General features: G+C 66.8%; 13 protein-coding genes. 5 read left to right on the top strand and 8 right to left on the bottom strand.

Annotated features, from left to right (window positions below):
• Window positions 1–110 precede the first annotated feature (110 nt).
• Window positions 111–977 (top strand): 3-keto-5-aminohexanoate cleavage protein, encoded by an 867-nt coding sequence (locus NDI85_RS12955; protein ID WP_188995835.1) that lies wholly within the window; start codon window positions 111–113, stop codon window positions 975–977.
• Between the two features lie 272 nt (window positions 978–1,249).
• Here the strand turns inward: NDI85_RS12955 and NDI85_RS12960 are convergent, their stop codons facing one another.
• The gene (locus NDI85_RS12960) at window positions 1,250–2,146 is read right to left on the bottom strand and encodes a ketopantoate reductase family protein (RefSeq protein ID WP_188995833.1); all 897 of its coding nucleotides are present in this window, start codon (window positions 2,144–2,146) and stop codon (window positions 1,250–1,252) included.
• Between the two features lie 85 nt (window positions 2,147–2,231).
• On the opposite strand from NDI85_RS12960, the gene NDI85_RS12965 reads away from it, so the two are divergent.
• A complete protein-coding gene (locus tag NDI85_RS12965) occupies window positions 2,232–2,789 on the top strand; it encodes a hypothetical protein (RefSeq protein ID WP_188995831.1) in 558 nt (185 codons plus the stop codon).
• Between the two features lie 29 nt (window positions 2,790–2,818).
• On the opposite strand, the gene NDI85_RS12970 is transcribed toward NDI85_RS12965, so the two are convergent.
• From NDI85_RS12970 to NDI85_RS12980, 3 genes are read right to left on the bottom strand one after another with little or no spacing between them, the layout of a single operon-like run.
• The gene (locus tag NDI85_RS12970) at window positions 2,819–3,121 is read right to left on the bottom strand and encodes a rubredoxin-like domain-containing protein (RefSeq protein ID WP_188995829.1); all 303 of its coding nucleotides are present in this window, start codon (window positions 3,119–3,121) and stop codon (window positions 2,819–2,821) included.
• Window positions 3,122–3,155: 34 nt separating this feature from the next.
• A complete protein-coding gene (gene metX, locus NDI85_RS12975) occupies window positions 3,156–4,370 on the bottom strand; it encodes a homoserine O-acetyltransferase (RefSeq protein WP_188995827.1) in 1,215 nt (404 codons plus the stop codon).
• A complete protein-coding gene (locus tag NDI85_RS12980; protein ID WP_310916009.1) occupies window positions 4,367–5,653 on the bottom strand; it encodes an O-acetylhomoserine aminocarboxypropyltransferase/cysteine synthase family protein in 1,287 nt (428 codons plus the stop codon). The genes metX and NDI85_RS12980 overlap by 4 nt, the downstream gene beginning before the upstream one ends.
• Window positions 5,654–5,817: 164 nt before the next feature.
• Here NDI85_RS12980 and NDI85_RS12985 point away from each other — a divergent pair, with 164 nt between their 5' ends.
• The 3 genes from NDI85_RS12985 (at window position 5,818) to NDI85_RS12995 (ending at window position 8,110) form a co-directional block, all read left to right on the top strand.
• Complete coding sequence (locus NDI85_RS12985) at window positions 5,818–6,093, top strand: hypothetical protein (RefSeq protein WP_310916010.1); 276 nt, start codon at window positions 5,818–5,820, stop codon at window positions 6,091–6,093.
• A 71-nt stretch (window positions 6,094–6,164) separates the two neighbouring features.
• A complete protein-coding gene (locus tag NDI85_RS12990) occupies window positions 6,165–7,088 on the top strand; it encodes an ABC transporter ATP-binding protein (protein ID WP_310916011.1) in 924 nt (307 codons plus the stop codon).
• Window positions 7,085–8,110 (top strand): ABC transporter permease, encoded by a 1,026-nt coding sequence (locus NDI85_RS12995; RefSeq protein WP_188995820.1) that lies wholly within the window; start codon window positions 7,085–7,087, stop codon window positions 8,108–8,110. The genes NDI85_RS12990 and NDI85_RS12995 overlap by 4 nt, the downstream gene beginning before the upstream one ends.
• 128 nt (window positions 8,111–8,238) lie before the next feature.
• Here the strand turns inward: NDI85_RS12995 and ligA are convergent, their stop codons facing one another.
• The 4 genes from ligA to NDI85_RS13015 all read right to left on the bottom strand — a co-directional run bounded on the left by ligA (window position 8,239) and on the right by NDI85_RS13015 (window position 13,297).
• Window positions 8,239–10,338: an NAD-dependent DNA ligase LigA gene (gene ligA, locus NDI85_RS13000; protein ID WP_310916013.1), complete on the bottom strand. Its 2,100-nt coding sequence runs from the start codon at window positions 10,336–10,338 to the stop codon at window positions 8,239–8,241.
• A gap of 174 nt (window positions 10,339–10,512) precedes the next feature.
• Window positions 10,513–10,824, bottom strand: a complete 312-nt coding sequence (locus tag NDI85_RS13005) for a HalOD1 output domain-containing protein (RefSeq protein ID WP_310916014.1) — start codon at window positions 10,822–10,824, stop codon at window positions 10,513–10,515.
• Window positions 10,825–10,980: 156 nt separating this feature from the next.
• Window positions 10,981–11,703 carry a bacteriorhodopsin gene (locus NDI85_RS13010; protein ID WP_188995814.1) on the bottom strand — a complete coding sequence of 241 codons (723 nt, stop codon included), beginning with the start codon at window positions 11,701–11,703 and terminating at the stop codon, window positions 10,981–10,983.
• Complete coding sequence (locus tag NDI85_RS13015; protein WP_188995812.1) at window positions 11,696–13,297, bottom strand: methyl-accepting chemotaxis protein; 1,602 nt, start codon at window positions 13,295–13,297, stop codon at window positions 11,696–11,698. The genes NDI85_RS13010 and NDI85_RS13015 overlap by 8 nt, the downstream gene beginning before the upstream one ends.
• Window positions 13,298–13,386 lie beyond the last annotated feature (89 nt).

Raw genomic sequence — 13,386 nt, forward strand, 5'->3', positions numbered from 1 at the left:
CCCCGGCGTGTTTGGTTATGGAGGTCATTCTACACGTATCAGGTCGTTACCGGCCTTCTAAGGCCGATAGCCGTGTTGTAACGAAGTACCGAACGGTGCGAGTGATACCAGTGTCATACGACGACTACCACCGGCAAAAGAAGGTCATCGTCACTGTTGCCACCACGGGCGCAGTCCACGGCAAGGACGCCAATCCGAACCTGCCCGAGCAGCCAGACGAAATCGCCCGACAGGTAGCAGCCTGTGAGGACCTCGGGGCGTCTATCGCCCACCTCCACGGTCGGAACGAACACGGTGAGAACGACGCATCGCGACTGCAGGCGGTCAACGACGCGATTCGAGAGCGCTGCGACGACATCATCATCCAGAACACCACGGGCGGGCAGAGCCCCTACGAGCGCCGCGTCGCGGGCATCCGGACGAACCCCCCACCGGAGATGGCCTCCCTCGATCTGGGGCCGTTCAAACGCGACAAACACATAATCACGAACCACACCCGAAACAACATCGAGCGCCTCGCCGTCGAGATGCAATCGAAAGGCATCAAGCCGGAACTGGAGGTGTTCAACTCCGGCCAGCTCGCCGAGGTCAAACGGCTCGTCGACGAGGGGCTGGTCGAGGAACCGCCGTACATCAACCTCATCTTCGGCGGGTCGTTCACGCCCGCGAACCCGCAGACGCTTCTCACCATGGTCGACAACATCCCCGACGGCGCGGAGTTCAACGTCCTCGCCATCGGCCCACACCAACTGCCGCTGACGACGATGGCGGTCCTGCTGGGCGGGCACGTCCGCGTCGGGATGGAGGACAACCTCTACTACCGCCGCGGCGAGAAGGCACAGAGTAACCAGCAACTCGTCGAGCGTACCGTCGAGATCATCGACCGACTCGACCGGGAGGTGGCGACGCCAGACGAGGCCCGCGAGATGCTCGGCATCTCTCGACAGCAGGTCGAACGGCCCGCCGACTGGGACTGAGCACGCGTCGGTGGCTCGTCCGTTCGAGACGTGGACAGTCCAGCAGTCAGCGAGTGGTTCGGCCCCGGCGACGACACAGCGCGGCGGTAGGTGACACCTACGGCCAGTTCAGAGCGGGATATCGACGGTGAACGACCGAAGACGCGATTCGAGCGCGTGAGACACTACGTCGGCCCAACCACTGGCCGTCACCGCACTGGACTGGTCGCGTCGCTGCGGGACACGTCGGTCACCGCGTCGCCGTGCGAGCGGTCGGTTCACTCGGCCGCTCGCTACGATTGCTCGTCGCCTTCGTCCCCCGCTTCCCACAGTCGAAGCAACCGCGTCAGCGTCTCGTTGACCGGTACCGTCCCCTCGCCGTGTTCGACGACGTAGCCGTTGATGGCGTCTATCTCCGTTCGCCGGCCCGCCTCGACGTCCTGCAACATCGACGAGCGGTTGGCGGCGGTGTCTCGACTCACCCGTCGGGCCAGCGAGATGGCCCGCTCGTTCGAGAGGTTGACGCCCTGCTCTCGGGCGACGCGGGCCGTCTCGCGGGCGGCGTCGGCGGCGAGTTCGCGTCCCGGCCCCGCTGTGAGCGCGCCGTTCTCGACGCGAGCGAGCGCCGTCGTCGCGTTGATGGCCGCGTTGACCGCCAGTTTCTCCCAGAGACGCGTCGGCATGTCTGTCGCCACCGTCGTCTCGACGCCGGCGGCGTCGAACGCCGCACCCACGTCGTCGGCAAGCGTCGAAGGGCCGCCCTCGCGGGCACCCAGCACCACCTCGCCGCGACCGGTGAACTCGACCCGACCCGGATCGGCCAGTCTGGCGCCGTAGGTGCAGGTGCCGGCCAGCACCGGACAGTCCAGTTCGGCCGCGAGCGTCGACTCGTTGCCCATCCCGTTCTGGACCGAGAGGCAGGCGTCGAGCGAGCAGTCGGTCAGTGCCGCGGCGGCGTCGGCGGTGTCGTAGCTCTTGACCGCCACCAGCGCGAGGTCGGCGCTGTCCGGTGGGTCGGTGTCGGCCGCCGGGTCGACGTGGACGGATTCGGCGCCGACCACGTCCAATCCCTCGCGCTCGACGGTGCCGACGTGTGGCTCCCGGCCGACCAGCGTCACGTCGTGTTCGCGGGCGAGCAACCCCCCGAGGAGAGTCCCGAGACTCCCCGCACCGACGACGGCGATGTGCATGCGCGACGAGAGGGCGGGGCCGTACAAAAGGGTTCCAACGCGGACAGACCACCAGCCACAACAGCGCCGGTCACGAAGCGGGCGTATGGACGAGATGGACACAGACGCCGACCGGATGGCCGAGGCCATCGACGCCGTCGGGGTCGACCGCCTCACCGACGCCATCGTCGACGTGTGGGAACGGGCGGGACTGGACACCGGAACGCCGACGTGGCCCGACGACGGGCCGCGGTTTCGGGTTCGCCCGCCCGCAGGCGACACGGACGCGCGGGTCGATGCGCTCGCGGCGGTGCTGGACGCGTCGCCGCGCCGGCCCGACGAACTGTTCGTGTACCTCGACGTCGGTCGGCGGGCGGGCCTCACCGGCCGCCCGCGCTTCGAGCTAGAGACGCTCTCGGGCCACGCCGACGTCACCGTCGACGGCGACCACACCGCCGGCACCGTGCCGCTCACCGGCGAGACGTTCGACGCCGTCACGACGCTCGTAGACGAGGTGACCTACCTCCTCGTCCGGGACGCCGACGGCGTCGCGCTGGTCGAGTGGCGCGAGGAGACGGTTCGGTTCACCGTGCCCGAGGACGCGCTGTCGGCGGTGAGAACGGGGCTCGACGCGGCGACGGCCGACCGCGTCGAGCGGTGCTGACTCGACGGACGGAGATCGGGACCGGACGCTCAGTCTTCCTGCCAGTAGTATATCTCCTCTTTCGGGGCGCCACAGGCCGGACACTCCTCGGGGAGGTGCTCTATCTGGCCCATCTCACCGCACGACCAGCAGCGCCACATCAGTTCGGCCTCGCCGGCCTTGCCCGTCGAGACGTGTTCGCTGGAGAGCGCCTCGATACCGTCGTCGATGGTCACGTAGAAGCCGTGCTCGTCGAAGCCCCGTATCGTCCCGAGTTCGTTACCTTCGTCGTCGTACACCGGCTGTCCGAACGAGACCTCGTCACTCTCCGTGTGTGTGGACATATCGCTCATACAGACTGACAGTCACGCCGAAGTGTGTTAAAGACTAGCGTGAGAAGAGGCTGTTGTGGACCGGCGCGAAGTCCGAGGGTTCGTCCTCGCTCTCCTGTGTGTCCGAGACGGCGTTACCGTGCAGGCCCTCCTCTAAGAAGTCCGAGAGCGGCGGGCCGACGCTGTCGGGTTCGACGAGGAAGGCGTCGTGACCGTAGTCCGAATCGACGACGTGGTGGGCGACGCCGGTGTCCGTCTCCCGCAGGGCGTCTGCGAGCGACTCAGACTGCTGGGTCGTGAAGTGCCAGTCCCCGGTAAAGGACATCACCAGCGCCTCGCCGTCGAAGGCCGCTAGCGCGTCGGCGTCCGACTCGAACCCCGAGGAGAGGTCGTAGTTGTCCATCGCCCGCGTCAGGTAGAGATAGCTGTTGGCGTCGAAGCGTTCGACGAACTTCGAGGCGTTGTAGTCGAGGTAGGACTCCACGTCGCGGTACGGGAAAAAGCGCCCGGCGGGGTCGGTGGGGAACGCGCGTTCGGCCTCCCGCGTCGCGGCGCGGCGACCGAACCGGCGCTCCATGCTCGACTTCGAGAAGTACATCACGTGGCCGATCTCGCGGGCCAGCGCCAGTCCATGGTCTGGGTGCTCGCCGCCGTCGGACTCGGCGTAGTAGTTCCCGCCGTTCCAGTTCGGGTCGGTAGTGATGGCCCGGCGTGCGATGCCGTCCAGCGCGAGACACTGCGGGTCGAGTCGACCGGCGGCGGCGATGGGCACGATCTTCTCGACGTGGTCCGGGTGGCGTTTGGCCCACTCCAGGACGTTCATGCCGCCGACGCTGCCGCCGACGACGGCGTACAGCGCGGGGATGCCCAGTTCGTCCAGCAGTGCGCGCTGGGCGTCGGTCCAGTCGGCGACCGTGACGGGGGGAAACGCCGGCCCCCACGGTTCGCCCGTCTCGGGGTTCGTACTCGACGGGCCCGACGAGCCATAACACGACCCCGGGACGTTCACACAGACGACGAAGTACTCCGTCGTGTCGATGGCCTTGCCCGGGCCGACGATGTCGTCCCACCACGCGTACGCCTGATCGCCCTCCTCGAAGCGGCCACGCGAGGCGACGTGGGCGCTCCCGGTCAGGGCGTGACAGACCAGCACGGCGTTGTCGCCCGTAAAGTCGCCGTACGTCTCGTAGGCCAGTTCGAGGTCGGGGATGGTCTCGCCACACTGGAACTCGAACTCGCCGATCGAGACGGTCTGTGACTCGACAGTCATGTGGCTCGCTCGATGGCCGCGTCGACGTCCGCGAGGATGTCTTCGGGGTCCTCGATGCCGACGCTCATCCGGACGAGGTCCGGGCTGACGCCGCTTTCGCGCTGTTCTTCCTCGGAGAGTTGGGCGTGGGTGGTCGACGCGGGGTGGATGACCAGCGTCTTCGCGTCGCCGATGTTCGCGAGGAACTGCGCGAGGTCCGTCTCCTCGCAGAACTGTCGGCTGGCGGCGTACCCGCCCGAAAGGCCGAACGTGACGACGCCGCCGAATCCGCCGTCGAGGTACTCTTTGGCGAGGTCGTGGGTTTCGTGGCTCGCCAGTCCGGGGTAGGTGACCCACGACACCTCGGGGTGGTCCTGTAGGTGTTCGGCGACGGCGAGCGCGTTCGAGCAGTGTCGCTCCATCCGAAGCGAGAGGGTCTCGCTGCCCTGCATGGTCGCCCACGCGTCGAAGGGCTTCTGTCCGTCACCGAGCGCGCGCAACCCACGCTGGCGGGCCGCCATCGCGAAGGCGCGGTCGCCGAAGCGCTCGGCGAAGTTCGCGTCGAACGCCGGGTTCTGGCCGCCCATCTCGGGGTACTTCTCGGGGTACTCGCCCCACGGGAACGACCCGCCGTCGGCCAGCACGCCGCCGATGGTGGTACCCGACCCGTGAATCCACTTCGTCGTCGACTCCCAGACGATGTCGGCACCGTGGTCCAGCGGTCGACAGAGCGCCGGCGTCCCGAACGTGTTGTCCACGAACAGGGGGACGCCGTGGTCGTGAGCCACTTCGGCGATTTCCTCCAGCGGTGGCACCACGAGCGACGGGTTCCCGATGGTCTCACAGTGGACGTAGGCGGTGTCGTCGTCGATAGCCTCGGCGTACGCGTCGGGGTCTAAGGTGTCGACGAACCGGGCCTCGACGCCCCGTCGGCTGGCGGTGTTCGCGAGATAGGAGTGCGTGCCGCCGTAGATGGACGAGGCCGAGACGACGTTGTCGCCGGCCGACGCCAGCACCGTCGTCCCGGCGTCTAACGCCGCCATCCCGGACCCGGTGGCGACGGCGTCGACGGCGTTTTCGAGCGACGCCAGTCGGTGTTCGAGCATCCGGACGGTCGGGTTGTCGAACCGCGAGTAGACGTTGCCGTCGTCTTCTAAGGCGTAGCGGTCGGCGGCCGTCTCCGCGTCCTCGAAGACGTACGAGGACGTCTGATAGATGGGCGGGGCGCGCGCGCCCGTCGCCGGGTCCGGTTCCTCCTGTCCGGCGTGGACGCATCTCGTCCCGAATCCGTAGCGGTCGGTCATGTGCAGTATGCATATATCTCTACGTATCTATAACCACGAGTTACGGCAAAACTCTCCCCGTGTGGTGTGATATCTTGTCTGAGTGGCCGGTGGTTCGGCAACGCAGCCGGGCAGGGCTGCCGGCCTCGGAGGATACAAACCGCTGGCACTGAAAGAGCGACCCGATGACCGACGCCGACGAGACAGTCCGCTGCTGGCTGGTCGAACGCTCCAGTTACGGCGACGAGCGCATGGTGACGCTCGTCTACGCCACGCCCGAGGGCGACCGCCACGTGACCAAGCAGTTCTCGACGAACCTCCTGATGAAAAAGCGCGTGACCGCCGCCATCGACGTCGAACCCGACCGTCTCGAACCGGTCGGTGACGAGGACACGCGCGAACGGTACGCCACCGAAGCACAGCGGATGGCAGCGACGAGCGACCCGGACGAGGAGGTCTGAACGACTTCGTTGCGCTACCTGTCGGTCTGTAACACGAAAGACTATACCGGAGGGCGGCACAACCGGCGCGTATGACCGCTATCGAACTGGACGGCGTCCGCAAGGAGTTCGGGGACGTCGTCGCCCTGAACGGAGTGGACCTCACGGTCGAGGAGGGTGAGGTCTTCGGCTTTCTCGGACCCAACGGGGCCGGGAAATCGACCACGATCAACATCCTGCTCGACTTCGTTCGACCGACAGCGGGGTCAGCGACGGTCCTCGGTCACGACGTCAACGAGGAGTCGAAAGCCATCCGCGAGCGCATCGGCGTCCTCCCCGAAGGCTACGACGTCTACGAACGGCTGACCGGGCGCGAACACGTGGAGTTCGTCATCGAGTCGAAAAACGCCGACGACGATCCGATGGCACTGCTCGAACGCGTCGGCGTCGCCGACGCCGCCGACCGCCGGGCCGGCGGCTACTCGAAGGGGATGAAACAACGGCTGGTGCTGGCGATGGCACTCGTCGACGAACCCGACCTCCTCATCCTCGACGAACCGACGACGGGACTGGACCCCAACGGCGCCCGCAAGATGCGGGACCTGGTCCGCGAGGAGAGCGAACGCGGCGCGACCGTCTTCTTCTCCTCGCACATCCTCGGACAGGTCGAGTCCGTCTGTGACACCGTCGGCATCCTCCAGGACGGCGAACTCATCGCGAAAGACAGCGTCGAAGGCCTCCGCTCGGCGGCCCAAGGCGACATGAAACTCGTCGTCACCGTCGGCGACACGGACGGCCTAGACGCCGCCGTCGAGGACGTGCGCTCTCTCCCCGAGGTGTCCGGCGTGACGATGGACACCGACCGGATCACCGTCAACTGCGACGGCGACGCGAAGATGACCGTCCTCAACACCTTCGAGGAGTCCGGCGTCGCCGTCGAGGACTTCGAGACCCAGGAAGCCTCGCTGGAGGACCTCTTTACCGCCTACACCGAACGGCAGGAGGTAGAGGCATGAGCACCGCCGACGAGGGCGGCCTCGCCGGGCTGGACCGTCTGCTCAGGAACACCTTCGAGTGGTACACCGTCTCGAAAAAGGAGTTCAAGGACGCCATCCGCTCGAAGGGCCTGTGGCTGCTGGGACTCATCTTCACGACGGCGTTCATCGCCCCCGTCGCGCTGGCGCTGTACTTCGACATCGGCGTGGGCCAGCAGGGACAGGGGCTGGGGATGCAACTCCTGCTCTCGCAGGTGTACCTGAACATGGTGACGTTGCTGTTGCCCATCGTCGCCATCTTCCTCGGCTTCGCCGCCATCTCGAAAGAGCGCACGTCGGGGTCGCTGAAGCTCCTGCTGTCTCTCCCGCACTCCCGGAAGGACGTCATCATCGGGAAGGTGCTGGGCCGGTGTGCGGTGCTGGGCGTACCGCTGGTCGCCTCGCTGGCCATCACCGCCGTCTTCCTGACCGCCTCGCGACTGACGTTCAAACCCGAACTGTTCGGCCTGTTCTCGTTCTTTACGGTGGTGTTCGCGCTGGTGTTCGTCGCCATCGTCGTCTCCATCTCCGGGGCCTTCAAGAAGAGCCTCTGGTCGGGCGCCGCGAACTTCATCGTCTACTTCTACTTCACGTTCCTCTGGAACGCCGGCGCGAACGGCGTCGGGAACATCCTCTCGAACGAACTGGGCGTCACCGGCGCCATCCGCTGGCACGTCGTCCTCCTGTTGAAGCTCGTCAACCCGAACCAGGCCTACAAGACCCTCGTCAACTCGATGCTCGGGTCCGGCGAAGCGCCCGCGCTGTCGGCCCGCTACGGGATGTTCAGGCAGGGGGAAGAAGCGAGTCGGACCATCTGTGCCGACGTCCTCAACGGCGCCCCGCAGGCCCAAGAAGGCGTCTTCGGCACGATCATCACCTGCGCGCCCGGGTCGGGGTCGCTGCCGTTCTACTACTCCGACCCCGCCGTCGTCGTGTTCATGCTCGCGTGGATCGGTATCGCCGCGAGCGTCAGTTACTACACGTTCAACCTCGCGGACCTCTAGAACGGTCAGCCAGTTCGTTTTCTACTGTCGCGATGGCGACTGGGTCGGTGGACCGCCAGAAAGCTCCCGGCCCCTTTCAGTCCCACCCAACTGTGTAACACCGGTCACCTCGGCAGTTCCGAAGTCGGTCACTCCACGTCGACGCCGTACTCCCCGAGTTTGGCCTCGAACCCCTCGCGGCCGTCCAGCAGTTCGACGTCGTTTGCCTCGGCGTCCTCGCGCTTTCGCTGGCCGGCGTTCTCGCCGACGACGAGGAAGTCGGTGTTCCCCGAGACGCTGCTGGTCGCCGAGCCACCGTTGCGCTCGACGACGTCCTGTGCGTCCCCGCGCGTGAGGCCGGAAAGCGATCCCGTGAACACGAAGGTCAGGCCCTCCAGTGCGTCGCCGCCGGTGGCCTCGGCGGCCTGCGGGTCGACGTGGTCGAGTAGTCGGTCCAGCACCGCGCGGTTCCCCTCGCTCTCGAAGAACTCGACGATGCTCTCGGCGACTTCCGGGCCGACGTCGGGGACGGCCTCGAACGCCTCGCGGTCGCCGTCCTCACCCGCTTCGAGAATCGCCTCGAACGTCCCGAACTCCGCTGCGAGGTTCCGTGCGGTCACGTCTCCGACGTGTGGGATGCCGAGTGCGACGACGAAGTTCGCGAGCGGCGGGTCCCGGGCGTCGTCGAGTTCGTCGACGAGGTTCTGCGCGCTGGTCTCGCCCCAGCCCTCCAGTTCGGCCAGTTCGTCGACCGAGAGGTCATAGAGGTCGGCGGCGTCGTCGACGAGACCGGCGTCGAGGAGGTGTTCGACGGCCTTCTCTCCGAGCCCTTCGATATCGAGGGCGTCCCTGCTGGCGTAGTGCTCGATGGCGCGTTCGCGCTGGGCGGGACAGGAGAGGCCGCCGGTGCAGAACGCCATCGGGCCGTCGCGCTCGACGGCGCTGTCACACACCGGGCACGTCTCCGGGAACTCGAAGTGGCCCTCGCCCGACTTCTCGACCACCTCGACCACGTCCGGGATCACGTCGCCCGCGCGCTTGATGCGCACGCGGTCACCGACGTCGACGCCGAGTTCCTCGATGAGCGAGGGGTTGTGCAGCGACGCGCGGGTGACGGTGACGCCGCCGACCTCGACGGGGTCCATCAGTGCGACGGGGGTCAACCGTCCCGTCCGACCGACCTGCACGACGACATCCCGTACCGTCGTCTCCTCCTTCCGGGCGGGAAACTTGTAGGCGAACGCCCAGCGCGGCGCGCGACTGGTCGTCCCCAGCAGGTCACAGGCCTCGATGTCGTCGACCTTCAGGACGACACCGTCTATCTCGTAATCGAGGTCGTCGCGGGCGTCGAGTTGCTCGTCGCGGTAGTCGATTGCAGCCTCGATATCGTCGACGACGGCGGTGCGGTCACAGACCCGCAGGCCCCACTCCGGGAACCGCTCGTGGAGTGCGCTGTGGCTCTCGAACTCGACCGAGGCATCGAGGACGCCGAAGAAAAACACCGAAAGCGGGCGCTTTGCAGTGACACTGGGGTCCAGTTGGCGGAGCGTCCCGGCGGCGGCGTTCCGGGGATTTGCGAAGGGGTCTCGTCCCGCCTCGACGCGTTCGCGGTTGTACTGCGTGAAGGCCTCGCGTGGCATGTACACCTCGCCGCGGACGGCGAGGAAGTCGGGGTAGTCCCCGCGCAGGCGCTGGGGGACGCTGGCGACGGTGCGGACGTTCTCGGTGACGTCCTCGCCCACCTCGCCGTCGCCGCGGGTAGCCGCCCGCTGGTACTCGCCGTCCTCGTAGACGACTTCGATCGAGAGGCCGTCGAACTTCGGCTCACAGAAGTACGCTACGTCGCCGTCGTAGTCCGCGTCGGCCAGCCGTCTCCGCACCCGTTCGTCGAACGCCCGGGCGTCCTCGGCCTCGCCACCTTGGTCGATAGACTGCATGGGCGCGACGTGTTCAACCTCGCCGAGTTCGTCGAGCGGTTCGCCGCCGACGCGTTGCGTGGGGCTTCCCTCGGTGTCGAGGTCGAACACCGATTCGAGTGTCTGCAGGCGCGAGAACAAGTCGTCGTAGGTCCGATCTCCGATGACCGGGTCGTTCTCGACGTAGTAACGGTGGTCGTGATACCGGACGGCCTCGCGCAACTGGGCGGCCTGCTCGCTGGCCTCGGCCTCGCTCAGTTCCTCGACGGGAGCGAACTCCGTCGGTGGGTCAGAGACGTAGGGGTTGTCGGTCTCGTCTTCGAGGGCTGCCATCGCCGGTACTGAGAGAGCCACCCACTAATACTGCCCGCTGTGCGTATGGCATCGGCGACGTCGTCTCCTCATACGCCGGCTGGACCATCTCGAACGGAGTCGCCACCCCGGCGTGTCGCCGTCCGGATCGGCAGCTATCGGTGACGAGTCAGGGCCGACCGTCGCAGCGACCGCTCAGCGGGACGCCGATTCGGCGATGGGGCGCGCCGACACAGTGCCGTCGCCCGTGAGTGTCACAGTGAGTCCCTCGTGCGTGAACGAAAACCGGCGATCCGGGTCGCCGTCCGCGTCCCCAAAGAGCGTGTCGAGCGCCCCCGAATCGACAGAGTCGTACAGCGGCGTTCCCTCGGTCGGCTCCGTCCCGGTCGCGGCAGCGATCACCTGCACGACCGCCGTACTCGGTGCGGTCACCGACCAATCGAACTGCTTGCTAACGGGCTCACCACGTGCTCGCTCTCGGGTATCGGCAGTGAAAGAGTAGCTCATATCGGATACTACCGGCGGTTTAGCCCGTTCGGAGATAAGTATTGACGTGCCATTTCAACAGCTGAGAACGCCACCCCGGACACGGCGGGACGGGTGCCGTTGGCTGTCCCGCCGTGGATCTAGTCGAGCGATGGACGAAAGAAAGTCCGGTCGGCCTCAATCGCTGCCGCTCGCGCCGGTCTCGTCGGTAAACGACGGTGAGCCGAGACGCGCCGGGTCGTCCCGGTCGACCGCGATGGCCTCGACGTTGGCAAAGAAGAACCCGGCGAAGCCGATCCTGATGAGCAGTCCCATGTACTCGCCGATCACGGCGATGACGAACGAGTCGAACACCCCCGCGACAGAGAGGAGCGAGGAGACGACGAGCATCCCGATGAGGAACAACAGGAGGTTCCGAGCCTTCCAGTGGAGGAGTCGTTGTCTGTCGGGAACGTCGGCCGCGCGTCGCCATATCGGCCCGAGTAACAGGTACGCCATCAGGACGTGTCCGAGGACGACGGCGGCAAAGCCGGCGAGGCCGACGACGCCGCCGACGATCGCCCCGCCGTTGAATCCGATAACCTGTATCGCCGGGATGGCGGCGGCGACGGCGAGCATCCGCCGGGACTCCCCGGCCAGCGCTACTGCAACCACCCACAGCACCGTGTACGCGACGAAGTCGTCGAGGATGCCCGGGACGGTGAGTTGGGTCCCGCCGAGGGAGAAGAGACCGGCCGCCATCAGCGCGGACATCACCGTCGAGAATCCGACGACTGCCACCACCGGATAGCAGTACCGACGGTGAGACGACGGGATGCGACTGAGCCAGCCGAGAAACACGAGAAACGCAACGGCGGTGACGGCCACCGAGACGCCGTAGACGGCAGATTGGCTAATCATCGTCGTCCCCCACACTCTGTTGCTCGGTGGGTGGTCCCGGTTCGGCCGTCTCGCCGTGATCGGCCTCGCGCGTCTCGAAGGCCGACAGGCGGTCGATGAGTTCCTCGGTGCGCTCCGAGAGGTCGTCGGCGCGGCGGCGCACGTCGCTCATCGTCCCCGCGGTCTCCTCTGCGGTGTCCGCAAGCGCGTGAGAGCGGTCGGCGACGTCGGCGGCGGCCTCGCCAACGGTGTCGATGGTTGCGGCCACCTCCTCGGTGGCGGCCGCGCCGTCGTCGGTCGCTCGGGCGATCTCGCCCATCGCCTCGTCGACGTCGTCGACGGTATCGCTGAGTTGTGCCAGCGTCTCCCCCGCGTCGGTGACCGTCTCGACGGTGGCGTCGATGCGGGCTCTGGTGGCGTCCATCTCGTGGCTCACCTCGTCGACGTCCGACCGAGCGCCGGCGATGATGCCATCGATTTCGTCGATGGCGTGTTGGGTCTCCTCGGCGAGAGTCTTGACCTCGTCGGCGACGACGGCAAAGCCCGCACCGCCCTCGGTGGCGTGTGAGGCTTCGATGTTCGCGTTGAGCGCGAGGATGTTGGTCTGTTCGGCGATGTCGTCGATGATGCCGGTCGTCGACTCCACGTCGTGCATCCGGTCGTCCAGTTCCTCGACGAGGGCGTCCAGTTCGGCGATAGCGGTCTCGACGTCTTCGATGGATTCGATGGCATCGGTGATGCGTTCCGCGCCGGTCGCACCGACGTCGGACGCGCGCCCGGCCTGCCGCGCCACCTCGTCCGTCGTCGAGGCGACCTCCTGAATCGTCGCCGAGAGGTCGTTCGTCTCCGAGACGGCGGTCTGGAGTTGGTTCGCCTGCCCCTCGATGTCCCGCGCCAACTCGCGGATATCGCCTGCCAGCGACTGGTTGAGTCGCTCGACGTCGGCCGCGTCGTTGGCGACGGAGTCGCTGGCGCTCTCGACGTCGGTGGCGAACTCGCGGATCTCGTCGACGGTGTCAGAGAGCCCGTAGGCCATCTCCTCGTACGCGACGGCGATTCGCTCGATGGCGTCGACCTCGACGTCCGTCTCTAGCTGCTGTGTGAAGTCTCCGTCTGCGGCCGAAGTCATCGCGTCCCCGATGACCGTCGCGTGCTCGATGAGCGTCTCGTTGAACGCTTCGGCGTCTCGTCTGGCGGCTTCTGCGTCCTCTCGGGCGTCCTCGGCCGATTCGCGTGCCGCCTCTGACTCGTCGAGAGCCTCGCTGAGCGAGCCACGCATGTTGTCGAACGCCGTGGCGAGGTGGCCGAACTCGTCGGCCCGGTCCACGTCGGGACTGGCCTCGAGGTCGCCGTCCTCGATGGCCTCCGCGGCACCGGTCAGTCGCCGGAGCGCGACGGCCGCGTTGCCTCCGAGGACGATGCCGAGCAACCCGAGGTTGAGCGCGACGACGAACAGCGTTCCGGCGATCGCCGACAGCCCCGCCCCCGTGTTCGCTGCGTGAATCGCAAAGAGCGTACCGAACGCGAGCGTCACGATCAGCGTGGCGGCAAGCGCCGCGCCGATGCGCCTGCTGTAGTGGCCAGCTATCGGTTCCAATCCGCGTGTCGTCTCCATAGCGAAGAGAGTCCGGAAGACGGATTTATATCTACGCCTCACAGTATACGTTCTGATAACGGTGGGACTCGCGCGGTTCCTGTGATCAG

This window comes from Haloarcula sp. S1AR25-4 (genome assembly GCF_031624555.1).
GTDB classification, from domain to species: domain Archaea; phylum Halobacteriota; class Halobacteria; order Halobacteriales; family Haloarculaceae; genus Haloarcula; species Haloarcula pellucida.

Bases quoted from the DNA above. Each gene is read 5' to 3' on its own strand.
- NDI85_RS12960 (WP_188995833.1), bottom strand. From the start codon at position 2,146: ATGCACATCGCCGTCGTCGGTGCGGGGAGTCTCGGGACTCTCCTCGGG.
- metX (WP_188995827.1), bottom strand. From the start codon at position 4,370: ATGACTGTCGAGTCACAGACCGTCTCGATCGGCGAGTTCGAGTTCCAG.
- NDI85_RS12965 (WP_188995831.1), top strand. From the start codon at position 2,232: ATGGACGAGATGGACACAGACGCCGACCGGATGGCCGAGGCCATCGAC.
- NDI85_RS13010 (WP_188995814.1), bottom strand. From the start codon at position 11,703: ATGATTAGCCAATCTGCCGTCTACGGCGTCTCGGTGGCCGTCACCGCC.
- NDI85_RS12995 (WP_188995820.1), top strand. From the start codon at position 7,085: ATGAGCACCGCCGACGAGGGCGGCCTCGCCGGGCTGGACCGTCTGCTC.
- NDI85_RS12980 (WP_310916009.1), bottom strand. From the start codon at position 5,653: ATGACCGACCGCTACGGATTCGGGACGAGATGCGTCCACGCCGGACAG.
- ligA (WP_310916013.1), bottom strand. From the start codon at position 10,338: ATGGCAGCCCTCGAAGACGAGACCGACAACCCCTACGTCTCTGACCCA.
- NDI85_RS12990 (WP_310916011.1), top strand. From the start codon at position 6,165: ATGACCGCTATCGAACTGGACGGCGTCCGCAAGGAGTTCGGGGACGTC.
- NDI85_RS12985 (WP_310916010.1), top strand. From the start codon at position 5,818: ATGACCGACGCCGACGAGACAGTCCGCTGCTGGCTGGTCGAACGCTCC.
- NDI85_RS12970 (WP_188995829.1), bottom strand. From the start codon at position 3,121: ATGAGCGATATGTCCACACACACGGAGAGTGACGAGGTCTCGTTCGGA.
- NDI85_RS13005 (WP_310916014.1), bottom strand. From the start codon at position 10,824: ATGAGCTACTCTTTCACTGCCGATACCCGAGAGCGAGCACGTGGTGAG.
- NDI85_RS13015 (WP_188995812.1), bottom strand. From the start codon at position 13,297: ATGGAGACGACACGCGGATTGGAACCGATAGCTGGCCACTACAGCAGG.